General features: G+C 65.0%; 34 protein-coding genes and 1 tRNA gene. 1 reads left to right on the top strand and 34 read right to left on the bottom strand.

The annotated features are described in order from the left end of the window. The 26 genes from ACFX4F_RS03865 to ACFX4F_RS03740 form a co-directional block, all read right to left on the bottom strand. Positions 1–681 (bottom strand): DUF6682 family protein, encoded by a 681-nt coding sequence (locus tag ACFX4F_RS03865; RefSeq protein WP_095377377.1) that lies wholly within the window; start codon positions 679–681, stop codon positions 1–3. A gap of 1 nt (position 682) precedes the next feature. After that, a complete protein-coding gene (locus tag ACFX4F_RS03860; protein ID WP_380652498.1) occupies positions 683–1273 on the bottom strand; it encodes a hypothetical protein in 591 nt (196 codons plus the stop codon). A 54-nt stretch (positions 1274–1327) separates the two neighbouring features. Continuing rightward, positions 1328–1774 (bottom strand): hypothetical protein, encoded by a 447-nt coding sequence (locus tag ACFX4F_RS03855; protein WP_380652495.1) that lies wholly within the window; start codon positions 1772–1774, stop codon positions 1328–1330. A 71-nt stretch (positions 1775–1845) separates the two neighbouring features. Beyond that, entirely contained in the window at positions 1846–2955 is a 1110-nt protein-coding gene (locus tag ACFX4F_RS03850; RefSeq protein WP_032977699.1) for a N4-gp56 family major capsid protein, read from the bottom strand. 78 nt (positions 2956–3033) lie between these two features. Next, positions 3034–3249: a hypothetical protein gene (locus ACFX4F_RS03845; RefSeq protein ID WP_005409207.1), complete on the bottom strand. Its 216-nt coding sequence runs from the start codon at positions 3247–3249 to the stop codon at positions 3034–3036. Between the two features lie 5 nt (positions 3250–3254). Next, the gene (locus ACFX4F_RS03840) at positions 3255–4241 is read right to left on the bottom strand and encodes a hypothetical protein (protein WP_380652491.1); all 987 of its coding nucleotides are present in this window, start codon (positions 4239–4241) and stop codon (positions 3255–3257) included. Next, positions 4228–6399, bottom strand: a complete 2172-nt coding sequence (locus ACFX4F_RS03835; RefSeq protein WP_380652488.1) for a hypothetical protein — start codon at positions 6397–6399, stop codon at positions 4228–4230. The genes ACFX4F_RS03840 and ACFX4F_RS03835 overlap by 14 nt, the downstream gene beginning before the upstream one ends. Then, positions 6399–6872 (bottom strand): hypothetical protein, encoded by a 474-nt coding sequence (locus ACFX4F_RS03830; RefSeq protein WP_380652485.1) that lies wholly within the window; start codon positions 6870–6872, stop codon positions 6399–6401. The genes ACFX4F_RS03835 and ACFX4F_RS03830 overlap by 1 nt, the downstream gene beginning before the upstream one ends. Beyond that, the gene (locus tag ACFX4F_RS03825) at positions 6869–7057 is read right to left on the bottom strand and encodes a hypothetical protein (protein ID WP_380652482.1); all 189 of its coding nucleotides are present in this window, start codon (positions 7055–7057) and stop codon (positions 6869–6871) included. Before ACFX4F_RS03825 ends, ACFX4F_RS03830 begins: the two co-directional genes overlap by 4 nt. A 1-nt stretch (position 7058) precedes the next feature. Continuing rightward, positions 7059–7337, bottom strand: a complete 279-nt coding sequence (locus ACFX4F_RS03820; RefSeq protein WP_032977712.1) for a hypothetical protein — start codon at positions 7335–7337, stop codon at positions 7059–7061. Further along, entirely contained in the window at positions 7334–8779 is a 1446-nt protein-coding gene (locus ACFX4F_RS03815) for a DNA packaging protein (RefSeq protein ID WP_380652479.1), read from the bottom strand. The genes ACFX4F_RS03820 and ACFX4F_RS03815 overlap by 4 nt, the downstream gene beginning before the upstream one ends. Positions 8780–8890: 111 nt before the next feature. After that, a complete protein-coding gene (locus ACFX4F_RS03810) occupies positions 8891–9499 on the bottom strand; it encodes a terminase small subunit (protein WP_100552246.1) in 609 nt (202 codons plus the stop codon). A gap of 24 nt (positions 9500–9523) precedes the next feature. Continuing rightward, positions 9524–9988, bottom strand: coding sequence for a hypothetical protein (locus tag ACFX4F_RS03805; RefSeq protein WP_380652476.1), 465 nt, complete (start codon positions 9986–9988; stop codon positions 9524–9526). A gap of 2 nt (positions 9989–9990) precedes the next feature. Next, on the bottom strand, positions 9991–11076 hold the full coding sequence (locus ACFX4F_RS03800) for a hypothetical protein (protein ID WP_380652473.1): 1086 nt from the start codon (positions 11074–11076) through the stop codon (positions 9991–9993). Continuing rightward, positions 11076–11279 carry a hypothetical protein gene (locus tag ACFX4F_RS03795; protein WP_380652470.1) on the bottom strand — a complete coding sequence of 68 codons (204 nt, stop codon included), beginning with the start codon at positions 11277–11279 and terminating at the stop codon, positions 11076–11078. Before ACFX4F_RS03795 ends, ACFX4F_RS03800 begins: the two co-directional genes overlap by 1 nt. Position 11280: 1 nt before the next feature. Continuing rightward, the gene (locus tag ACFX4F_RS03790) at positions 11281–11808 is read right to left on the bottom strand and encodes a hypothetical protein (RefSeq protein ID WP_380652467.1); all 528 of its coding nucleotides are present in this window, start codon (positions 11806–11808) and stop codon (positions 11281–11283) included. A 4-nt stretch (positions 11809–11812) separates the two neighbouring features. Next, positions 11813–12325: a hypothetical protein gene (locus ACFX4F_RS03785; RefSeq protein WP_380652464.1), complete on the bottom strand. Its 513-nt coding sequence runs from the start codon at positions 12323–12325 to the stop codon at positions 11813–11815. Between the two features lie 35 nt (positions 12326–12360). Continuing rightward, positions 12361–12765 (bottom strand): hypothetical protein, encoded by a 405-nt coding sequence (locus tag ACFX4F_RS03780; protein ID WP_380652461.1) that lies wholly within the window; start codon positions 12763–12765, stop codon positions 12361–12363. After that, positions 12762–13046, bottom strand: coding sequence for a hypothetical protein (locus ACFX4F_RS03775; protein WP_380652458.1), 285 nt, complete (start codon positions 13044–13046; stop codon positions 12762–12764). Before ACFX4F_RS03775 ends, ACFX4F_RS03780 begins: the two co-directional genes overlap by 4 nt. A 29-nt stretch (positions 13047–13075) precedes the next feature. After that, the gene (locus ACFX4F_RS03770) at positions 13076–13372 is read right to left on the bottom strand and encodes a hypothetical protein (RefSeq protein ID WP_380652455.1); all 297 of its coding nucleotides are present in this window, start codon (positions 13370–13372) and stop codon (positions 13076–13078) included. 4 nt (positions 13373–13376) lie between these two features. Continuing rightward, the gene (locus ACFX4F_RS03765; protein WP_380652452.1) at positions 13377–13706 is read right to left on the bottom strand and encodes a hypothetical protein; all 330 of its coding nucleotides are present in this window, start codon (positions 13704–13706) and stop codon (positions 13377–13379) included. Further along, entirely contained in the window at positions 13703–14029 is a 327-nt protein-coding gene (locus tag ACFX4F_RS03760) for a hypothetical protein (RefSeq protein ID WP_380652449.1), read from the bottom strand. The genes ACFX4F_RS03765 and ACFX4F_RS03760 overlap by 4 nt, the downstream gene beginning before the upstream one ends. Positions 14030–14073: 44 nt before the next feature. Next, on the bottom strand, positions 14074–14616 hold the full coding sequence (locus tag ACFX4F_RS03755; protein WP_380652446.1) for a lysozyme: 543 nt from the start codon (positions 14614–14616) through the stop codon (positions 14074–14076). After that, positions 14609–14863, bottom strand: a complete 255-nt coding sequence (locus ACFX4F_RS03750) for a hypothetical protein (protein ID WP_380652443.1) — start codon at positions 14861–14863, stop codon at positions 14609–14611. The genes ACFX4F_RS03755 and ACFX4F_RS03750 overlap by 8 nt, the downstream gene beginning before the upstream one ends. Before the next feature lie 132 nt (positions 14864–14995). Beyond that, positions 14996–15072: transfer RNA gene (locus tag ACFX4F_RS03745), tRNA-Met, on the bottom strand. A gap of 173 nt (positions 15073–15245) precedes the next feature. Next, positions 15246–15572 (bottom strand): hypothetical protein, encoded by a 327-nt coding sequence (locus tag ACFX4F_RS03740; RefSeq protein ID WP_380652440.1) that lies wholly within the window; start codon positions 15570–15572, stop codon positions 15246–15248. A 571-nt stretch (positions 15573–16143) separates the two neighbouring features. Between ACFX4F_RS03740 and ACFX4F_RS03735 the strand changes: the two genes are divergently transcribed. After that, complete coding sequence (locus tag ACFX4F_RS03735; RefSeq protein ID WP_380652437.1) at positions 16144–16638, top strand: hypothetical protein; 495 nt, start codon at positions 16144–16146, stop codon at positions 16636–16638. An 18-nt stretch (positions 16639–16656) separates the two neighbouring features. Here the strand turns inward: ACFX4F_RS03735 and ACFX4F_RS03730 are convergent, their stop codons facing one another. From ACFX4F_RS03730 to ACFX4F_RS03695, 8 genes are read right to left on the bottom strand one after another with little or no spacing between them, the layout of a single operon-like run. Beyond that, positions 16657–17571, bottom strand: a complete 915-nt coding sequence (locus ACFX4F_RS03730) for a hypothetical protein (RefSeq protein WP_380652434.1) — start codon at positions 17569–17571, stop codon at positions 16657–16659. Further along, positions 17568–18395: a hypothetical protein gene (locus ACFX4F_RS03725; protein ID WP_380652431.1), complete on the bottom strand. Its 828-nt coding sequence runs from the start codon at positions 18393–18395 to the stop codon at positions 17568–17570. The genes ACFX4F_RS03730 and ACFX4F_RS03725 overlap by 4 nt, the downstream gene beginning before the upstream one ends. Beyond that, a complete protein-coding gene (locus ACFX4F_RS03720) occupies positions 18392–18721 on the bottom strand; it encodes a hypothetical protein (protein ID WP_380652428.1) in 330 nt (109 codons plus the stop codon). Before ACFX4F_RS03720 ends, ACFX4F_RS03725 begins: the two co-directional genes overlap by 4 nt. Next, complete coding sequence (locus ACFX4F_RS03715; protein WP_380652425.1) at positions 18718–19152, bottom strand: DUF1064 domain-containing protein; 435 nt, start codon at positions 19150–19152, stop codon at positions 18718–18720. The genes ACFX4F_RS03720 and ACFX4F_RS03715 overlap by 4 nt, the downstream gene beginning before the upstream one ends. After that, positions 19149–19694 (bottom strand): hypothetical protein, encoded by a 546-nt coding sequence (locus ACFX4F_RS03710; RefSeq protein WP_380652422.1) that lies wholly within the window; start codon positions 19692–19694, stop codon positions 19149–19151. Before ACFX4F_RS03710 ends, ACFX4F_RS03715 begins: the two co-directional genes overlap by 4 nt. Further along, the gene (locus ACFX4F_RS03705; protein WP_032977757.1) at positions 19691–20245 is read right to left on the bottom strand and encodes a hypothetical protein; all 555 of its coding nucleotides are present in this window, start codon (positions 20243–20245) and stop codon (positions 19691–19693) included. The genes ACFX4F_RS03710 and ACFX4F_RS03705 overlap by 4 nt, the downstream gene beginning before the upstream one ends. Beyond that, the gene (locus ACFX4F_RS03700) at positions 20238–21284 is read right to left on the bottom strand and encodes a helix-turn-helix domain-containing protein (protein WP_380652419.1); all 1047 of its coding nucleotides are present in this window, start codon (positions 21282–21284) and stop codon (positions 20238–20240) included. Before ACFX4F_RS03700 ends, ACFX4F_RS03705 begins: the two co-directional genes overlap by 8 nt. A gap of 17 nt (positions 21285–21301) precedes the next feature. Continuing rightward, entirely contained in the window at positions 21302–21826 is a 525-nt protein-coding gene (locus tag ACFX4F_RS03695) for a hypothetical protein (protein ID WP_380652416.1), read from the bottom strand. Positions 21827–21886: the final 60 nt, after the last annotated feature.

Here is a 21886-nt window from a genome sequence, read left to right as displayed (position 1 = left end):
TCAGAACCACATGGGTTGGGTGCCGGTGGTGGGGTCGATCGACAGCTGCTGCAGCGCGCGCGCGGTGGGCCGCTCGCCGAAGTAGCTCTCGAACAGTGCGAGGTGTCGATCGGCGTCCGCGGTGCTTCGCTGCTCTGAATCGCGCTTGTTCAGGGCCCGCCAACAGGCCCAGTGCACCAGCTTCCGGTGGTGGATGGCATCGATCACCGGCTCGTCCTCGCTGTCTTCCATCGCCTCGGCAGCCTCCGGCACGCGCCAGAGCGTGAGCCGCAGGACGTCGACTTCCGCAGGCACCGGGCTCACCGACACCTCGCGTGCCTGTCGATCGCGCACCAGGTATTCGGGGCGCCCTGCCTCGGTGCGCCAGTGATGGTGCCGTCCGTCTAGGGCGGCGCTGGTTGTCCTGCAGAGCGGGTCAGACAGGTTGCTGGCCAGAACCGCGCGCCGGACCACGTACACGGTCGGGTGAAGTGGATAGTCGGCCCGGCCCGGCTCCAGGTTGATGTGGCAAATATCGGGGCGGCCGCTCTCCACGAGCAGCCGCGCCCGAATGCACGCCTCTTCCACAGCTTCGTTGAGGTGGCGGGTCAGCACTGCGTCGCTCCACAAGTAGGGAGCCACGTCGTCGTCGAGCTCTTCCCGGCATTCCTCGATCAACTGGCTGAGGGTGCGCGCCTCCACGTCAGGCTTCCTCGAGCGCCTGGCTCAGCACCTTCAGGGTGGTGCCGCGCTGGTCGGGTTCCGGCTTGGCCAGCTCCAGGTCGAGGGCAGCCTTGATCACGACCTTGGCGATGCCGCCCTTGGCTAACTCGGCCTTCAGCTTCTGCCAGCTCAGGCCGTTCAGTTGGGCCGCGGCCTCAACGATCTCCGGCGGCAGAGTGGCCGCTACGTTGGCGCCGGCGGGCGGCTCGGTGCTGCCGGTGCCGGTGCCGGTGTCGGTATCGGTATCGGTGCCGGTGTCGGTGCCGGTGGTGATGTTCAAGCTCGCGGTATCGGCACCGCCACCTGTGCTGCTGCCAGCCGGCGGAGGCGGATCCTGCTCTGCGACGGGGGCGACCGGCGGTGCCGGCTTGGGTACCGTCTGCAGGCTCTGAGCCCGGGCGATGTAGTAGGCCTCCGGAATGCCCAGCAGCCGCTGGATGTGGTCGGAGTTCTCGACGTCGGCGACGTGCTCCGAATCGGCGTTGGCGGGATCGATCGGCACGAAGAAGTACACGTTGCCGTCCAGCTCAACGGGCGCCTTCGGGCGCTTGAACTTGCATGCAATCAGCATGGGATGCTCCTGGTAGGCGGGGCTACAGCTGCAGCCCCGCTACGGTTGGGGGGCTCAGGCCGGGAAGCTGGCCAGGCGCAGGATCAGCTCGCCCTGCTGGGCACCCGGGGCGGTATTGAGCTTCACGTAAACCGGACGATTCACCGGCTTGGAGCCCAGGGCCTCCGCGATCAGGTGCAGGGCCACCGGAGTGAATGCCGCGGTATCGGCGGCCACCGCCGTTGCAGCGATCACGGTATTGCCGGCGACAGCGGCGCCGTCAGCGTCTTCCGGGATGAAGACAGTAACGTTCTGGGCGGCCAGCTTGCCGGCGGCGTCCAGCTTGGCGAACAGGCCCGAGCCCTGGCTGTGCAGCTTGTGGTTGGCCGGCAGCTCACCGATCAGCACCAGGTCGCCATCCGCGGCGGCCTCGACGGGCCAGCTGTAGTCGTTGACCACCACCAGGCCGGCTGCCGGCGACGATGCGCCGCTGTTGCGGCCAGTTGCGAGTTTCGTGGACATGGATTTCTCCTGCGAAGGATGTGGGTTCTGAACGCAAGAGCCCCGGCATGCCGGGGCTCTTGCTGTGACGTTTACTGCGGGTTCGGATCGGCCGCGGCGGTATCCAGGGCGATCGTGCCGAAGTCCTTACCGTTGAAGCGGGTCTTCTTGATGCCGAAGATCGCGCCGGCGCAGATCTCGATGTCGTTGCCGTGATCGAGCGGAACCTCGGACCAGTCGAAGCGCAGTCCATTGCCCGGCGAACCGAAGGCCAGCACCAGGGCCTGGCGGCCAAGGAACAGCGCGCGGGCCGCTGCGACGTTGCCGCCGGCACCGTAGTCCCCGAAGCGCACCACGGACTTGTGCTTGTGCAGGATCGTGTTGCCGATCATGCCCAGGTTGTCCTTGAAGATCGGGTTGCTGGCACCTTCGGAGGCTGCAGCAGCCTTCTGGATGTCCAACCAGTTGCCCGGATCCGTGGAGGTCTTCAGGTCATGCGCCTGGAACGGGTGCATGACGGTGACGAAGTGCTCGCCGCCGGCGATGGTGATCGGCTGGATCTCCGCCACCTGGGTCGAACCGCCGCCCTGCGATGCCGCCTTGGTGTTGGCGCGCTCGATCAGGACACGGCTCATCTTGCCGGCCGAGGTAAGCGAAGCCTTGCTGGCGCCATCACCGAACAGGATGTGCGAGCTGTCCGGTGCCTCGAACGTGTTGCCCGCACGACCGGCGTAGTTCAGCGGGACGTTGTAGTCCTCATTGATGCCGCGGGCGCCCGAGCCGTACATGAAGAAGAGCTCGTCGTAGAAGCGCGCCCAGAACTCGGTCAGGCGGTTGCGGCCGACCTTGCGCAGGTCGTGGACGGTGCGCTTGCGGCTCATACGGCCACCGCAGCTGACCGGCTTACGGGCCTGGTCGATGAAGACCTTGTCGGTAAAGAAGTCGAGCTTCTCACCCTTGCCCTCGGCCTTCTGGTCGCCTTCGATGACGCCACCGGACAGCTGCACGGAAAGGTCGTAGCTGATGGTGTCGCCGGCTTCCTGCTCCAGGTCGGTCTGCAGCATCACCGGCATCGAGGTCTCCGACCCCTTGCCCATCATCTTGCGCGTCCAGTAGGACTGTTTGGATACCGAAACCATGAGGTCCGCAGACCACAGCTTCCGGGCCTTCGGGTCGTTCAGACCCACGATCGTCTGTGCCATGTTGCTTCTCCAGGGAGATCACGGCACTTCTGCGCCTCTGTCGTTGACCCGCACTACTGCGCAGGTTTTTGAGGATGTTCAGCCCGTTGTGGGCGTTGGCCGACGCGCTACTCGCTGCAGCGCGCCGCCAGTTGGTTGCTGCTCACCGGCTCGGGTGATGGTCACCGGCGTGTTGGATTCGATGATCACCCGCGAGCGTTTGCCGCTCTTCTCGGTGAAGGTGATCGACGCACCCGACCCGGAGGGGATCAGGACCACGTCGCCGGGCTCCAAGGTGGTGTGCAGCTTGGGCATGGGGCTCAGTTGTCCGCCACGAAGGAGCCGGGCACGTCACGCAGGATGCGATCGCGTTCGCTCTCCGACTTGCCGGCCAGGAACGACTCGATGTCCTCGATGTTGTCCATGCCGGCAGCGGCGTCAGCCGTCGATCGGGAGGTAGGGTCGGCAGCTGCGGGCACGGTACTCAGGGTAGCCGGGACAGCGCCCAGCGGTGCGGCACGATCCGGCTTAGCCGGCGGCTGCGGCACGGGCGGCGCGGTCGCGGCGGTCGAGGCCTGCAGCAAGCCCTCGCTCACCAGCAGATCCCGCGCACCAGCCAGGATGTCCCAGTCGGTGACCTGCCGCCCTGCAGCGGCGGCTTCGTTCACCACGCTCTGCATTGCCTGCTCCCACGCGGCGAAGCGCATGGGGCTCGCGGCGATGCCGGCGTTCTCCGGGCGGGACAGGAACTGGCGCTGCAGGTACGCCCAGGACTGGTCGGCGTTCTGCTGGCTCATCTGCTGCTGCAGGGTGGCCATGTCCTGGGCACGCTCGACGCGGCTGCGCTCATCGCGCAGATCTTCGTACTGCTGCTCGTACGCTTCGTCCTCGACGTCGCCGGCCTTGTACTTCTCCTTCAGGGCCTGCAGCTTGCCGTTGATGTCCCCGATTTCCTTGCCGTAGTCGCGCTCGTCGGCCGCGTACGTGGGAACGAATGGCGTCGCTGGCGGCGGCTCGGATACTGCAGCCGGTGCTGCCGGCGCGCCTTCCGCTGCGCCTCCGGCGGCTGCAGCCGCCGCCGCATCAGGTGGGGTCGCTCCTTCCACGGGTGCCGCAACAGCTGAGGCGTCAGCTGCCGGCGTCGCGGCACCGCCAGCGGCGGCGGGCGGGTCGGCCGCGCCGGTTGCCGCGGCTGCGGCGCCAGGGGCGGTCTCGTCAGCGCTGGCCAGCGCCGCGCGCTCGCCCTCGGTCATTTCCAGTTCGTTCGCTGCCAGCGACTGCTGGCCCGCGTTGTCAGGCTGCTGCATGAGCGGTTTCCTCGGGGGGCTGTTGGGTGCTCAGGAGGCGGTCTGCCGCCGGAGCGAGGGGGAGCAGGATCTCGATCAGCTCGGCGACGTTCAGCGCGTCGCCCTTGGTCTTGATCTGCAGGGCCTTGGCCTTGGCCATGACCTCTTCGCGTTTGGCTTCATCCAGGCCCACTTTCGCCATGCGCTCGCGCAGCGCAACGTCTCGCTCCTGCGATTCCTGCTGCTGGCGGGCCTGCGCCTCGGGACTGTCGACATCCTGGTCGTTGTCCGACTGGCCGGTGATCTTCCGGATGCGTTGCACGACCTCGTCCTTGCCGGGCATGTCGATCATGTCGAAGGCGAGGTCCAGCAGCTGGATGGACATATCCGGGGGCAGCTTGCCCAGCATGTCGAAGAACTGCTCGGCGAAAGCCTGGCGCATGGATTCGCGGAAGTCCTGCTGGTCGACGATGAAGTCGGCCTGGTTGCGGCTGATGTCGTTGTCCACCACCCAGACGTTGTTGAGCGTGTCCAGGCGCAGCTGGTTGATCACACGCCAGTCCAGGCCCTTGCGTTCGCCGACGATCCGGAACTGCCGCTCTTCGGTCATGAACTGCTCGGTCAGCGACAGCTGCTTTTCACCGCTGAGCTGGATTCCCAAGCGGTAGTTATCGAACAGCTCTGCAGTGCCCACCGCGCCTTCCTGCTGCTTGGCAAGGATCGCCCGACCACTGGCCGCGTTGGTCTCGCGCCCCAACAGCTCGCGGTTCACGCCCGTACCGTCGTGGATGTGAGCGGCGTCCAACTCGAGCAGCTGAATCTGCGCCTCTGCCACATCGAGGTTTCGCTCCACCTTGATTTTGTTCAGACCGCCATTGTTCAGTGCAATCACACCGTTGGGCTTGGCGATCTCGCGCTTCACTTCCTCGATGCGGTCCTCATCGATGGCGCCATCCTCATAGAACAGCTGGTTCGTGCTCAGGGCCCACAACAGCTTACTCATCCGCTTGTTCAGATCTTCCTGCGAGTCGCGCACACCTCGGACCAGGCCGTACTCCATGCCGTCCCGGTTGCGGCGATAGCACCAGTACGGTGTGTAGGGGAACTTCCCATGTCGGAACGGGCTGCGCTTGAGTTGCAGCAGGCCGCCCTCGGTGAAGATCGCGCACCACATTTCCTCAACCACGGCGTCGGACAGGGAGTAGACCGGTGCAGCTTCGCTCTTCATCGCCGCCAGTGCCTGCTGGTGCTGGGCGTTGCTCGGATCGAAGCGATCGCCGCGGTACTCACCACCCCACAGCCGCTTATGCGCTACGGGGCGTTTGAACCAGCATTCGATCAGGCGTACCCGCAGCCGGCAACGGCTGTCCAGGGACGCACGGCCGGTGATGCGACGGCCGGTGACCGTGTGACCGCGACTGTCGTAGCGGCGGAACACCTGCGGCAGATCCAGTTCCTCGTCGAACGCGCCGTTGTCGCCGTCGTAGTGGTCCTGGGCCGCCCGATTCACCAGCTCGACCCGGTCGGGGAACATGGCCTCGGCATAGTCCAGGTCTGCGAACTTCTCCCGCAGCAGGAAGCGGCAATCGCTCAGATCGAGGGCGCGGCTTACCGGGTCTCGACGCATCTGCCGCCAGGGAATATGCCCGATCATCACCGGCTCTTCAGCACGGTCCGTCCGGATCGATTCCTCGGTCCACCCGCAGCCGGCGATCGCGGCGTCTTTGAACGCCTGGCTGCGCGCCCAGGGCACACGGTTGGTGTCGCTGAGGTATTTCATCAGCTCCGACTTCACCGCGGCGATATCGACATCGTCCTCCGCCCGAGGATGTACCACTCCGTCGATCCGGGTGCGGCGCTCGGTGCCGATGACCCAGTCAATGGCCATCTTGATCTTGTTGTACGTCAGAGGCGCCTGATGCCGGGCTGCCAGCACCGCCCGATCTTCTTCCGACCACTGGATGTGGTCGTAGAAGTCATAGTCCAGCATCTGCTCGATGCGGTTGTCGTAGAACGCATCGAGGGCGGTGTACCAGTAGTCCAGCACCTTCGCGTGGAGACGGCGGTTCTCCAGGCTGTCGAGGGGGTGGCCTTCCACGTCGGGCGGAGCCGCGGTGGCCACGTCTGCAGCACCAGGGTCGTAGGCCGGCTCGCTGCGCAAGTTCTCGATCGTCTGCATCAGTTCACCTTCTGCCCGTTGATCTTGATCTGGATTCCCATCCGGGCCATCTCGCCGAGCCACTGCTCACGGCTTTGCTCCGCCGGCGGGCGCAGGTTCTTCACGTCATCGCAGAATTCCAGGATGGCGTCATGGATGCGGTGTCGATACGCAGGCACGTCCAGGCCGTACAGCGCGACTGAGGCGTTCTGCAGGCGGGCGACCATGTCGCCGATGTGGTGGTGCCGGCCGCGGTCGTTGTCTTCCGGGCGGAAGATCCAGAAGTCGCGGAAGGGCACCAGGTAGGCCGGGCTGCCGTAGGCGATCGCCCCGGTCACAGGGTTCACGCCCTCGACCCGGCGGTTCTCGTTGCGGATGTAGAGGGCGGCATCGTCGTCGCCATCGCGCACGACGTGGGTCAGGTAAAGCGTGAGATCTCCCTTCTTGCCGCACCAGACGAACCCATCGGGGGCGAGCTCGACCTCGGCGCTCATGCCTCAGCTCCCAGCAGCTCCAGCGCGGCGTCCAGTTCTTCCACCACGGCCGCGACGGCCTGGTCGGGCGACAGGACATGGTCCTCGACAACGGTGCCATGGTTCTCGCCACCTGGCAGGTATCGCGCGTACCCGCGGGCCTGCTGCAGGTGGATGGCCAGCTGCTCGACCGTGCGTTTCTTCACGTCAGTTCGCCTTCCTGCCGAGATCGGAGTGGATCTGAGCGGCGATCGCCGGATGGGTGCCCGCTACGTCCTGGGCAATGCGCTGCAGGACCGTTCGGGCCGTCAGCTCGCTCAGCTCATGGCTGCCCCGGTAGTCAACCATCGTGTCGCCGGACGGCGAGCGCAGCATGAATGCAATGCTGACCAGCTGCCCCTCGTCTGCGGCAGCGACCAGCAGTGACAGCAGGTCAACCAGCTCGACCGCCGTGGGGGTGTTCCGCTCGCGCGGGGAAACGTTCATGCAGTTCTCCAGTTGTCGTTGGCCATGCCGCGCGCCTCGCCGACACGGCGGCCGCTGCTGCTGACGTAGCCCTGAGCCGCCTGCCGGAACGCATCGGCAGGGTTACTGGCCCAGTTGTGGAATGGGAGGTCGGAGTACGTTTCCGTCTTGTCGTTCCAGACCTTGGTGTAACGGCGCAGGGCCTCCAGTCCGCCTCTGCCCTCGCCCGCCTTGGGCGGACCACAGCGAACCCTGTCGAACCTGCAGCGCGGCAGCATGTTGCGGACCATGTCGATGCCCTCGGTGATGTCGTTGATCCGGGGCACGACGACAACTGGCTTGACTCCCAGCTTGCCGGCGACCTGCACCCGGTTTTCGTTCGCCGACCAGTCCTCGTTGGCGCCGTCATGCGGCCAGTAGTGCTTGCCGTACAGGTAGCCGCGCTCCTTCAGCACCTTGGCGTAGTGCGCCACGCCAAAGCCCGAGTTCTCGTAGAAGTCGACGAAGTCCAGCCAGGGCCCGTTCTCCTGCATGAACCAGATGCTCGTCGCATCGCTGCGGCCAATGTCCCAGAAGGTGTGGATGGGCACCTGCGGGTTGATCGGGAGGTCGGTGATCCGTCCGCTGCTGTCGGCGGCGGCCATTTCCTTGCCGTAGTACGCGCCCTCGGTACTCGCCTGGAAGGCCTCTTCCGGCGTGCTGGGGTGCTCCCGCTTCATCTTGTCGCGTTGCTCGGCCGCCTTCTTGACGTACCAGGCCTTCTGCTCAGGCCGCAGCGTGTAGTTCATCTCCGCCTCGACCTTGGCGAAGTAGGCCTCGTCTTCGGCCGTGAGCGTGACACCGTCCGGGTCGAGCTCGTTGATGGGATCCCGGAACCACGGATAGAAGTGGAAGCGGTAGTCCATCGTGGTCAGCTTGGCGGTGCCGGCCCGGATCTGTCGGTCCAGCTCGATCGCCGTCTGGCAGCGCTCGTAGAAGTCGCCGGCGGCGCCATAGGCGGTCGACTCGATCACCACGATGTTGCCGGAGGCGATCGCATTCAGTGCACCGGACGCCACCTCCCCTGCCCGCTCCGGATACATGGCGCACATCGGCCCGTACTCGGAGATGTGCAGGAAGGTCAGCGTGCCACCGCGATGGGACACGGAGACCTCGATGCTGGAGCCGTTCGCCAGCTCCAGGACGCCATCGCGCATGTCGCGCCTGACTGCCGGCCGGATCTTCTTCAGCCAGTCCGGCAGGTTGTCATAGGCGTACAGCACCTTGCTACGGAAGAACTTGGCGGCATCGCCGGCGGTGTGTGCGACCACACCGGCCTTCGTGTTCTTCTTGAACAGCGCCATGTCCAAGGCACGGATGCAGGCCCAGGTCGTGATGCCGTGCTGGCGCGACTTCAGCGCAAGGTTCAACGTGTGCAGATTGTCGTCGAGATCGGCCTGCACCTCGTTCAGCTTGAACTGCACCCGTCGACCGAACTTGTCGGTGATGTAGTACAGGTTGTTCAGCCGCCACCACCGATCGCCCAGCTTCTCGATGATTCGGCTGGCGTCCTGGTCGCTTAGTTCCTCCACGGCTTATTTGCTCCGCGAGCTCGAAGGCCCGGGGCCGGTGTCGGATCCATCGATGAGATCCATCACATCGCCGAGGATCCGCGTCTGGCTCTCGATTGGCCCGCCATTCTTGCCGGTGTGCTCGACCTTCTTGGCGAACATGCCGAAGTGCGTGCCGAGGGTCTTCACCGCATCAAGGCGGCTGACCAGCTTGATCTTCTTGGTCAGCCCGACCGCGCGACGCTCGTCGCCCCGCCCCTCCCACTCTTCGAACACCTCCACGCCCTGGACCAGGCTGGCCTCTTCGACCGTGAGCTCGCTCATTGGCTTCAGGTTGCCGTGCTGGTCGAACAGCGTCCGGATGTCGCCCAGGGCCATGAATGCCAAGCGAGCCAGCACCGCTTCTTGGTCGACCCGCTGCGACAGCAGCAACTCTTCCTTCCTGCTGGCCAGATAGGCCTGCACCTTGGCGTTGGCCAACAGCCTCGCGGCGGCGGCGCTGGCCGCGGCGCCGGTGGCCTTGTAGCCGGCGCGCATGTAGGCCGCGGTGCCGTTGAAGTCGACCAGGTATTCGTCCGCGAACCGCCGTTGCTGGTCCTGCAGCCCCGTCGCCGGGTCAATCTTTCCGGCCACTGGCTGGGTTCCTCTCAGGTTGGATCAAAGTTCAACTGCAGGGCAATCGCCTACCCCAAGCGGGAGCTCTACGCTGGACGGCCAATTGAACAGAGAGGGTTGCGGCAGCAACGCGCGCACCTGATCCCAGGTCACGATCCCGGCGGGCGGATCCAGCATCAGGGCCACCAGCTTCTCGTTCACCGCGTCGCGCCACGCCACCATGGCCCGCGCCTCCAACCGGTACCGCTCCACCCCACTGTTGAAGTAGCCAACGCAGCTCTCGATGCTGTCGTAACCGCGCTCAACAACCACGCCTGTCATCCACGCCCACGCTGCGTCGCGGATGGCGCGATGGTGGGCTGGTGTGTTCGGCTCATAGGGCGGAAGGACCGGCAGCGGTGTGTTCGACTCCAGCCACGCGGTCGGCCACAAGTAGTGGCCGCGCGGGATGAAATCGCCAGTTTCGACGCAGAGGATCAGATCGGTGTTTTTGGTGAGTTGATACACCGTCAAATCTCCGCGTTTGCCGTGTACTGCCCGGTAATGAGGTAGCTGCTGGGGAATGCCAGCCCCGTGCCTTCAATGTCCACGGTGAAACCGCTGCTCGTAAGCTGTACGACGTTTGGCGCGGTGGTAGAGGATCGCCAAGCGCCAGCGCCGGGATCGTAATACCCCCATCGGCCTGCTGTGCCTCCAGACACTTCTGCGCCCATGAAAAACTTCATCGACGGGGAAGCCCGCATTGGTGATGTGAACGGAATTCCGATGCGCATAGCAGTAGCAGCAAAACTAACACCGGGGCGGTGGATGCAGGTGAGGCTGTTGTCGGCCGGAGCTTCTTCTACAGGGAACGATTTTTGGTAGTAGCGCTGGCACAGCAGGAGTTCCAAAGCCTGAGAGCGTATCTCAAAGGCAGTAGCCGTCGTGCCCTCTTCGAGCTGCATGCTCGAAATCTCGAAAAGACCAACCTGACTCGCCAGCTGCCCACCATGGGCAGTAGTGTCGCAAAGCCAAAATACCAGCAGTACGTTGTTGTTGGCTCCAACAGTCTTGCCAGCAATAGACGGGAGAGTAAGCGTCACTGAGAACCTTTGAAACGCGGTACTGAGGGTGATAACCCCTCCATCAACATTCGTAAGTGCAGAGCCGCCGGAACCAAAAATCTGCTGGCAGGTAACCCCCACTTTCTTCCCAGCCACATTACTTCGCATGTAGAAAGAAACTGTAACTTCCCTGCCCGCGAGGGTTTCGACACCTTCGATGTGCTGGCCGATCCAAGCAGACGTTGTGCCAGAAACAATGTTGAACCCAAGGTATCGAGTAGCGTCAGGGATTTCCCCTGGCGCGTGGCCACCAACCCCCCAATTGCTCGCGGGGCTGCCCACAGCAGAGCATCGCCAACGGTCGGCGGTGTATACCGCTGCGTTCTGCACGGTGCCGCTATTACCCCGCTGAGTGAACATGATGTTGCCGTTGATCAGGCGATTCTTCCCGAGGAGCCCAGAAATCGCCGCCCCTGGCAGCCTATCGGTAGAGGCAAGCTCCTCGATACGGGCCGTGGCCTGGTTGAGGATCAGTGGAGTGCGGGTTGTCATCAGGTCGTCGCCTGTACGTCGAAGGTGCCGCCCGCCCTGAGCCCAATGGTGAGCATGTAGGCCGTGGACAGAGGCAGGAACACCGTGACGCCGGTGCGCAGACCGACAGGCAGATAGAGCGGCACACCTGCCAGCGTGTCACCAGTAGGTAGCTCCCTCGTGCGGTTGCTCTCGTCGAGGACAAGCGGACGGCGCGCTGCCATATCAGGCTCGGACGACCGGATTGCCGATCTCGGCGTTGATCTCGCCCACGTCGGTGGCCACGCCCAGGACCTGCAGGATGTGGCCGGCCGTGGCTGTGCCCGACGCCAGCGGCACGACACCGCCCGGGGTGGTATGGCTCAGCACATAGGTCGTGCCCGGGGTCAGGCCCGAAAGCGAGCTGTTCGGCCCTTCGAAGTACACGGTAGCGTCGCTGCCGATGGCGCCCACGCCGGCGCGCACGAAGCCGTGGGCGCGCTTGCCGGCGTTGGCGGCGCTGGCATCAGCCTTGCGCACCTTGGCCGTGCCGGCGTCTTCCCAGATGTTCACGTAGTCGCCCGCCGCCAGCACTTCGCTGGCCGGGTAGATCTTGGTGTCCGCGCCAATGCCTGCCGGCAGCAGCGAGTCGTCGAAGCGGCCATCCGGGCCGAGGGCCGCAATCTTGCCGGCGTCGGAAGCGCCCGCCGACGCGGTGACGCCCTCGACCTCGGTGGTGATGTTGTTCTTGAGCTGCAGGGTCTTGTCGGCCATGGGTTCAGATCCGCGCGATGGGTGAGTCGAAGTCGATCATCAGGGTGGTGGCGTTGAGCGCGCGGCCGACGCACAGCAGCCATCCGGTTGTGCCTGGGTTCTGCGTCAGCGTGCCGTCGGCGCCGCACCACACCGCGCCGTCGTGCCAGGCCCAGCTGGCTTCCTCGATCGTGCCGGCCAGGCGCACCGTGACGTCACCGGTGTTCGCTGACTGCAAGGCGATGCCGACGCATGCCTGGGCGTGCCCCAGCACTGCCGTGTCCGGGTGGTAGGCCCTGCCGCTGTCCAGACGGACCACGCGGTGGCCATGGATCTGCTGACCTACCGGATACGTCGCTTCCGGTGAGGTTCCATCACGGCCGGCCGGGCCTGCTGGGCCCTGGGCACCGCGCGCTGCGACCTCAACCGTTCGTGTATCGGCCTGGATCGCCTCGACCTGGGTGGGCTTTGCTGCTGCGACGATCGGGGTGCGAGGATCCCGGATGCCGACGGCGCCGCGGCGCTCAACCACGATCACGCGCGCCGCGCCTTCAGTGGCTCGGATAACAGGCATCAGCGGGTGGTCTCGCCCTGGACTGTGACCTTGCCGGCCACCAGCGGGATCACGTATTCCGGATCCGCACCTTCCGGCTTGAACAGCTCCAGGCTGTAGCAGTGCTTCACCTTGCGCTCGTTGGCTGGATTCAGGACCTCGGTGGCCACGGCGGCCACGGTGATCGAAACCACGCCGTCGAGCGGATCAGCGATGAGCAGCGAACCGGCTGCGGTACTGAGCTCCATGACCAGGGTGTCCGCCTGGGTCAACCCGAACTGGCCCGCCAGCGTCCGCACCTGCATCCGCGCCTGGTAGCCGGTCAGGTCGAACGGGCTCCCATCCGGGTTGGTGTAGGTGAAGTCGTCCTCCCAGGTCGCGCCGCGCACGACCGTGAGGCTGAAGCTGGCGGGCGTCCTGCTCACAGGGTCAGATGGGCGTGCAGCGCGTTGATGAGGTCAAGGGTCACCGCCGCTGCGTCCCGCTGCTGGAACAGGTGTTCGAGCAACGGAGACGCGCCGATGGCGCGCCCCGTGGACGCCGACGCATCTGGCTTCGCCTCTGCCAGCACCGGCGCGAGGCGACGCGCCAGCTGCTCGACAGCGATATGCAGGTCCTGGTGGATGCGCGCCAGGTCCTTCATCGCGGATTCGATCGGGGTCTGGGGCTCCGCCAAGGGGGTCGTACCGGCTTGCTGGTTCAACATGCTGCTCTCCTATGGTGCCGGGATGGCGCTCAAAGCTGGATTACGTTCTTGGCGTCGAGCCGACGCAGGCACTGTTCGCAAGCCTTGCGCCGCACGTCGCAGGTGCGGAGCTTGTCGGCCAGCTGGCCGACCACGTCCCCGCCGATGTTGTCCCAGGCGTCAGCGGCTGCTGGATCTGCGGTCACGCGCACGCCGGTGTCTTCACCTGCATCGACGCACGGGCGGAAGCACATCGCGTCGCACTGGGCCGGCACGCGCTGCAGGTGCTGTGTGCAGCCGGCTAGCACCATCAGTGCCGCGATCGCGAGGGCGTGGCGCAGCTGCATGACGTCAGCGCTGCGGCCATTGCCAGCGACCGGGGTGGCTGCCGGATTCTTCGCTGGCCTCGTCCCGGCTGGTGACCCACAGCACGTCATTGCCATCCAGGAACACCTGAGCGTTGATCTGGCCGTTCGGCTGGACCGCCACAACCATTGCGGGCAGCACGTCGCCGGCCGCGGCCTTGTTACCAATGTGCGCCTGGGCACCCACTGGCCAGGTGTTGTCGAGCAGGCGTTCCTGGATGGCCGGGCCATCGGTACGCCGCGCATTGATGCGGAGCGCGTCGGTATCGCTCAGGGTGTAGTGGACGATCCGCCCGGTCGATGGTTGCTGGGTCACTTCGCGGTCCCGCTGGTCGGCCCGAGGGCCTGGTTGATGGCATCGACCCGGACCTGACCCGGGGCGCAGTTGGCTGGCAGCGGCTGCGCTGCAGCTGCTGCTCGGTAAATCGTTCTGGTTCGCTCGCCGCGTGCGGCGATCGTCTCGAGCCGCTGCAGCAGCTGGGCGTTGTCGGTCTGAGCCAGGCGCGCGATCTCCGCCGTCACCCCGAGCGTGTCTTGGAGGGTGGCGGCGCGCGCTGCAGCTGCAGTCTCGCGGCGATCGCCGTACTGCCTGACGTTGAGCCACAGCGACAGGACCAGCAGGCCGGCCAAGATGGCCACCCACTTCCAGGCTGCCCACCAGGCACTGACCGCCGCCCTGGTGATCACTGCAGGCGGCCCTGGCAGGTGGCCATTTCCCACTGCCGGCGATCGATGATTCCGCCGCACTTCGAGTTCCACTGCGGCAGCGCGCAGTCACGTTTCGCGCCGCCGATGGTGACGTACCTCCACTTCCACATTTCGGCGCAAGCAGGCTGGCGCTCGCCGGCGTTGAGCCGTTTCGCCGCGGTGCTGGCGCAGAAGGCCGGTGTGCCGATGTTGTAGGCGAAGTGGCCCCAGGCCTTGATCTCGTGGAATTCGAACTCGCCGCGGACGCACTGCCCCATGTGGCCAAGCATGGTGCGCACGTAGGCCGTCTCCAACCGGGTGCACTCTTCGTCGGTGTAGCGCTTGCCCTTCACCACTGCCGCGCCCGTGATGCCGGCGCAGACAGTCAGGATGCCGGCGGAGTCGTAGTACGGGACGTAGCGGCGGCCTTCGTGGGCCGAATCATTCGTGCCCAGGGCGGCAACCAGCGCCCCGATCAGCGCCAGCGGTGCGGCAGCGAAGCCCACACGCTGCTTGGTGCTGAGCTTGGTGTCAGCCACGGCCGCGGATCCACGCCCATAAACGCCTAGCGTTGCCCATGCGCGCCGTCCACCAGGCCGACCAGTCGCCCCAGTTCTTCACCATGACGGTGAACGTCTGGACGACGGTGAACACGATCGTTCCGATCAGCGCCCAGTCGCTCAGGGTGTAGCCCGGCGAGTACGTCGCTGCGGTGACGCTGGCTGCCGCCCCGATCTTCGAACCCGCGACCGCCAGGTCCGTAGTGATCTGCTCTTTGATGCCCACCGCGGTTCCCCCAATGAAAGGAGGCCGGCATGGCCCACCACTACCGCGGTTGCAAGGTCGCGCGGACACCAGCAGCGCGTCTCACGACGGCCTATGTGCTGGCTTGAGTGGTGGCCATGACTACCGGCCGTTTGGTAGCGGGAGGTGGATTCGAACCACCGACCTCGTGGTTATGAGCCACGCGAGCTGCCGGACTGCTCTACCCCGCAAACAAGAAGGCCGCTGATCGACCAGTGGACTCCCACGTCCTGGTCAATCAACGGCCTTTGAATTGAGGCGCCCACAAGAACGCCCACTGTAGGAATTCAAACCTACTTTCGGTTCCCGAGGCAACTGCGGTTCCTCATGAGGAAGATTTCTTCCTCATGAGGAACAACTGAGGTCAGGTATGTGAACACACCCAAGCAGATTTCTCCCCCGCCCCCTTGCAGTAAGTGTCGAACCACAGACAGCTCATCGCCAGCACGCTGAGGACAACAATGACGGCAGAAACCATCGTTCCCCATGGCACCCCTTCGGCACTCTGGGCCTCAGACACTTCAATCAAGCCTTGCACGAGGACAATAATGGCGAAGCCCACTATCACCAGCGAGTAGAGGGTCGCGCCAGCGCTTCCAGAGAACCTGTCGCACAGGTACGCGCTCACGGCAGCAATGGCCCACGCAATGGCAAGCCGATTTCCCAAGATCAGAACCCAGTCAATCTTCATACGCACCGAACCCGTGCGTGACTACCGGCCAATCGATGACCAATGTACAACTGCTCATAGCTGCCCCCACGGAATCAGGACACGCTTAGAAGGTCGGAGTCTGGCGATTTCATTGCGAGCACGTGTCACCGCGACTTCAAACCCTGGCGCATCCAGATCCCCCGCACACGCTGCATAGAAAGCCCTGTTCACCTGAATCGACTGCTCTTGTACGACTGAAGCCGCCTTTGATTGGCCATCCGTCGCTAAGTCGTCGCCCACGGCGCTCAGCATTTTTGGTTCCCAATGTTGTATTACGACACGATTCTCCTGTTGCTCAAACTCAATCTGCTTCAGCACGCGTTGCGCGTCTCTAAGCAGCGAGTGAAACCGAGAGGTCCTACTTATCACCATGCCGGAGTAGTAGCCGGACAACAGCCCTGTGACCAGCCCAGTCCCGAGGCCGATCAGAATGTTTTCGCACAGAGGATCCATCCAGCGCCCCATTTGAAGGATTGTGGGGAAGCGGCTCGCCCCCCTAACAAACCTTAACAAATGTGATAATCCCGGCCAATACAGGGAGGGTGTCGCAATGGTTGAGACCATCTGGGGAATGACAGACTTGGAGCTGCGCCTGTTCACAGCGATGGGTCAATTGGCTCTGGCTGCTGGGGTAGCCTACATAGCCCTTCGGCAATGGCTTACTGCACGTCAGCAGGCTGCTACAGCAAAGAAGAAGCTGAAAGCCGACTTGTTTGACAAGCGCATGGGAGCACTGGCCGAAGTCGAGGATGCTGTCATTGAAATGCTCAGCGACAAAGTGACCCATGAGCGGGCCCTTAGGATCCAACGCGGGGCGCGAAAGTTCAGATACCTTTTCTCAGATCCGGCCTATCAGGCAGCCAACGCTATCGGTCAAGTTGCTTCTCAACTTGCGATCATCGCGCCTCAGCTTCTGGAAAGCACTATGGATGGAGATCTTCGCCAATCATTGGTCATTCGGTTCCGCCAACTCAACGACGCTCTAGGTAAGGACCTGCTGAAGCTGCATGAAACATGCGCTGCGGAGCTAACTCTGCAGGAGTGAGGCGCCTCCGCAGGTCGCCTACCACAATGCGTGCCGAAAACCCTGCCTGCCTCCGTGCAGCGCCTCCTGCAGGACGGCGCTGGCACACTTGTGGGCCTTGATGTAGTTGCCCTTGCGCATCTTCGCTGACTTGGCCAGCCCGGCGAACGGCTGCCGCCGCTCCGGCCACACCAGTTCGTGGGCGGCGTCGTAGATCACCAGGCGAAGGCGCCACCGATCTGCCGGCTTGCCGAGATCCAGCGGCCTCGGTCGCATTGCGCGCACGTCCTTGGCCACCTGGCGGTAGGCAGCGAGGGAGAGCCTTGCGATCGCCGCGGGCCCCATGCGCGTCGCTACAGCCAGCGCGGTGTGTTTCTCCAGCGGGTTACGCATGTAGCCAACTGCGCCGGCGATGTCGCTACTGCCCAGTGGCGCCAGGGTGCTGCGGCCCTCGACTGGCATGCGGTAGCTCCCGCCGACCAGCAGGCGCGACAGCAGCTCCAGGACGTCTCCCTTGCCATCGTCGTCGAAGCCATCCGGCGCTGCGCCCCGACGCCGCTGTGCGGCACCATCGTCCAGAGCCGGCAGGATGGGTGCGCGCCGGCACCAGGCGTCCAACGCAGCGGCGAGAGCACCGGCGGGATCGGGGCCGACGAACACGGCTGAGGACGCCCCGCAGCTGCAGCACTGAATCTGCGCGCCGCGCGGGAACAGGCCGGTCGGGGCGGCACCACAGCGGCCGCACTGGACTGGCGCGCTGCTGTCGAAGATGGCTCCACGCGGCCCACAGTGTCGGCATTGGAGCTGCACGAGCTGCGACTCGCGGCCAGGCCAGCACACCCTCGCCTTGCCGTTGCAGTTGGCGCAGGACGGGATCTTCTTCCCCTTGAGGAACGCCACTTCGAGCTCGCGCGCGGCAGCGAGCGCGGTGGTACCGACTGTAGCTTCGTTCATGGCGTCTGTTCCTGGGTCTTCTTTGCATCCTCTGCAGCGCGCGCGGCGCGCGCCTGGGCCAACACCTGGGCATAGGCCTCGGGGTGCTGGTCCTCGAAAGCAGGGAGGGTTCCGCGGGCCCATTTCCCTCCGCCCAGTTGCTTCAGCCATCCGTCGGTCGCACAGAAGCGGCGCGGATCCACGCCATGGGCCCGGACACCCTTGGCCGTCGTGAAACCATCGAGCTCGAGATCGGCCAGCACCTTGAGAGCGCCCACCTTCCAGGGCGTCAACTGCAGCGGCGCCGGTACACCTGCAGGCACTTCCGGCACAAACTCAGGCAGCTCACAGCGCTTGGTGGGGTTCCAGTCGAACCATGCTGTGGGCCCCCACTCGCGGAGATCGCCGGATGCGCGGTCCCATGGGGCGGCCTGGTGCAGGCCATGCCGATGCACCTCGCGCTGGACCTGCTGCCCGGGCTCCGTCTTCCACCGGCCGATGCAGCTGTCCGGGACCAGGACCTGTACGCCCAGCGCATCGAGCATGCGTGCAATGCCGTAGTTTGCTGCCGTCGTACAGGGAACCAGCACCGCTCTGAAGTCCGGGCCTCGCTGGTCGGCGTTGCTCCAGTGCGCCGGCAGGATCTGGTCGGCCACCTTGGCGTTGAGCTGCAGCTTCGCCTCGATGCCGAGCTGGTGCCCGGTCGCCTTCCACACAGCGAGGATGTCGAAGCCGGCCGTCTCGGGGTAGATCTCCCAGCCGCCAGCCGCGGTCAGGCAGTCGATCAGGCGCGTGCACAGGGCAGCTTCGGTCGGAAACTGCGCCTTCATCTCTGCTGCCTTCATTGGCCCTTCCTCTCAAACACTGCTGCCATGCCATCGAACTTCACGACCTCGGCTTCCAGATCCCCGAGTATCTGATCCCGCTCCCACTGCTCCGCCATCCCGGCCGGCGGCAGCGCATGAACCTCTGCGAGCTTGGTGCGAGCTTGGTTGGCCTTGTCCTTCGCCCATAGCGCCTTGGTGGCGAACTGCCTTTCCCGAGCAGGCGCTTTCTGAGCAGAGCCTGCCCCTGCAGCACAACGTCGACCAATCTCTCGCAGGAGATCATCTGTCGGCACCTTGGTCAGATCCCGGCCTGCAGCACGGGGGGAGGATCTCCAGTCGGTCATGCCAGTAGCACCTTGATCGGGTAGTGGTGCTCGACCTCGCGCTTCTTGATCCGGAATTCCTTGGTCTGTTTCCCTTTCACGTCGACAAACTCGACGTCACCGGTCCGCAAGAACACCAGGAAATCCAGGACGTACTTCGTACCGCCCGGAAGGTGCATCGGCACCTGGCGCAACCAGAAGTGCACCTCACCGGCCTGTTGCCGCAGTTTCAGCTGTTCGAAGTAGCGCGCCTCCCGCTTAGAGTCGAACCGGATCCCATCGACCATCGTGACCACGTTGCCGTACTTCGATCGCTTCGGTGCTGCAGCAACCTCTTCCGGTTGCAGCGCCGGCGCCGGCCTGCTCTCGACAGCGCGCGCCTTCTGCAGCAGCTGCTGCATTCCTGCAGGCATGTCCTCGACACGGCTGTATCTCAACCCGCGGTTGCTCATGCGCCAGCGTCCTCGCCCTGGTTCAATAGTCGCGCGGCACGCTGCTCGAACGCGGAGATCTGAACGCGGACACGCTGCTCAAACGCGGTGTAGTCGCGTGCGATATCGGCGAGCAGGATGTTGCACTCGGCCTGCAGGAATGCCAGCCGCTGGTCCAGGGTGATCTGACGGAACTGGTGTTGCGCCGGCAAGGCCTGCACCGCGACAGAGTCGCCAGCCCCAACGGCTCGCGTGCAAGGTGCCAGTGGTCGCTCCACGCGCGCCAGGCCCGCGACAGCAGTCCACGTCGGTTCCCCACGGCCGTACCTCGGGTTCTGTCTATCCTCGCCCTGGACGACAAGGACCTCGCCGAGCATGCCGCGCAAAATGCCGGCCACCGCCGCAGGCGTGATCGCGGCACACTCCCTGGGATGGCCCATGGCCAGGGCCAGGGTGGTCATGCCCTCATGCACTTCCGAGGCTGTCATCGGCTCACCGCCTTGTTGCAGGGCGTACAGCACCTGCTGGCGGTGATAGTTGCGCAGCTGGTCCTGGTCGATCATCGGTCCAGCCCTGCAGCAGCCATCTTGCCCGTCGCCGGCGGATGGTCGTCGTTGCCGGGCTCTGCGGATCCCTTGCCGAAGATCTCCGCGATCTCCCGCTCAGCACGACGTAGGGCTTCAGGACTGGCCGGTACCGGCGGCGACGCAGCGGCTTGGCCGAGCACCGCCACTGGCTCTTCCGGTAGCCTCCCGCCGCGCATCACGTATTCGCGTGCCTGGTCGTAGGCCTCGCGCAGCAGGCGGTCGCTCTTGTCGGCGCTCGAGGTGCGGTACCGGTGGCCGTCCAGGTACTGCCACACCAGGCGCGTGAAGCCATCCCGACGGCCGGTGTCGTTGCGGACAGCGGCGAAGCTGGGCACACCCAGGCAGCGCAGACGGAATTCCGGCAAGGTCGGTGGCCACGGGTCAGCCGAGGCGATGCTCGAGCCCAGGCCCGCAGCCAGCTGCTCACCGGTGAGCCCGGCAAGCCCCTTCGCCCAGGTCGCGGCAGCGCCGCCGCTCGGATCCTCGCCGTAGGCACTGGTCCAGCGGTACCCGTAGATCTCAGCCATGCGCACCCACAGCGTTCGCGTAGCCCGGGCCGTCAAGGGCACCTGCTGCGCCGGCGGCTGCGTCTGCCTCTGCAGCGGCGTCACGGAGCTCGTCCTCTTCTGCTCGACGTCGGACTCGTTCGGCAGCAGAGCCTGAATTGTTGGCATGATCGGTCCCCTCGGGTTTCGGTGTTACGGGCAGTGCCAGGCCTGCAGCCATCGTCTGGCGCAGGGAGCGGTTGAGGTCGTGGCCGTCGGCCGTGAGCTGGCGGAAGCGCGGCTGCAGCTCCAACCAGCTGCTGATCGTCATCGGCTTGCCCAGCACGCGGCGGTGCCGCACGAACCGGGCCAGGACTTGCGGGTCCAGACCCGGCGGCAAACGGGGGATGCCCATCAGCTCGCGATTGACCTCGTCGGCGCTGAGCTGCGGCACCATCGCTTCTTCGTCGCGCGCTTGCGCGTTTGACGATTCAATGACCTTTACTGATCTTTCATGACCTTTAGGGTCCGTCTCGCGTACCGGTTGAGTACGCGAGACGGACCGGTCAGGTTCGCCAGACGTACCGGTCGAGTTCGCGAGGCGTACCGGTCGTTCTGGCGTACCGGTATTTCCCGCGTACCGGTCGGCGCCTCCAGACTCTCCTGACCCGTCCGTATCGCGGACCGGTCCGGCATCCGTACCGGTGTGTGTGGCGGACCGGTCAGCACCTTCGCCGCTCTCGGACCGGTGCGTCTCGCGAACCGGTTTAGATGCGCGCCGCGGCTTCGACGCGAACGCGTTCTTGTCCAGACGACCAAGGTTGAGGCTGTACCGGTTGCTGTACTTCGTCCCGCCGGCATCACTTCCGCCGCGGCGAATGGTCAGCACCTGGTTGTCTTCCAGCCACGCGATCGCGCTGAGCAGCGCTGTCTTGCTAAGGCAGGTCTTCTCGATCAGCGTGGTGAAGCCCGGGAACGCCATGCCGAAGTCGTCTGCGTGCCACGCGATCGCCATCAGCACCGCCTTTGCGGGCGGCGGCATCTGCAGTGGCCAGCAGAGCTTCGTGATTTCGTTACTCATTGCGCAGGCCTATCCCCTTACGGGCAGCCCACCATGACGACGGCGTTTGCCTTGCCAGGCGCGCTCCATTCGTTGGGGCTGCAGAACTGCGCGCGACCCTGTCCATGGACGGCACCTTGGCGCGGCTCCGGCGCGGGCGTGTTGAGGCGGTCCAGCTGGCTGGCGACGCGCTCCGTGGCGGCTGCACACTGCGCCTGCACGTCGAGCAGCTGCTGCATCAGTTCCTGCCGGCGGTGTTCGGTGGGGATCAAGCGGACCTCGTAGCCGAGATCAGCGGCCATGGCCAGGAAGAGCTGGTGGCGGCCGAAGCGTCGCATCAGCGCCCACAGCTCGCCGATCTTGAAGAACTCGGCCTTGTTCGGGTTGAGGCAGCTGTTGAACTTGGCAACAGCGCTGGTCCAGTCCTTCAGCTTCTCCTGATCCCAGAAGCCATTGTCCAGCAGGAACTGAATCATCGCGTTGCGGGTGTGTGCGTCGACATCGCACGTGGCCTTCAGGGCCGCCAGTGCGTCCTGCAGCCAGGTTTCATCGATCCAGGGCATGGGAGTCCTCGGTAGTAAGGGCGGGTCCTCCGGCTGGCAGAATGGGGGTGCGAACCAACC

The sequence above is a fragment of the Stenotrophomonas sp. YIM B13575 genome, assembly GCF_042787595.1.
Classification (GTDB): domain Bacteria; phylum Pseudomonadota; class Gammaproteobacteria; order Xanthomonadales; family Xanthomonadaceae; genus Stenotrophomonas; species Stenotrophomonas lactitubi_B.
This window is presented reverse-complemented; position numbering and strand designations above follow the sequence as displayed.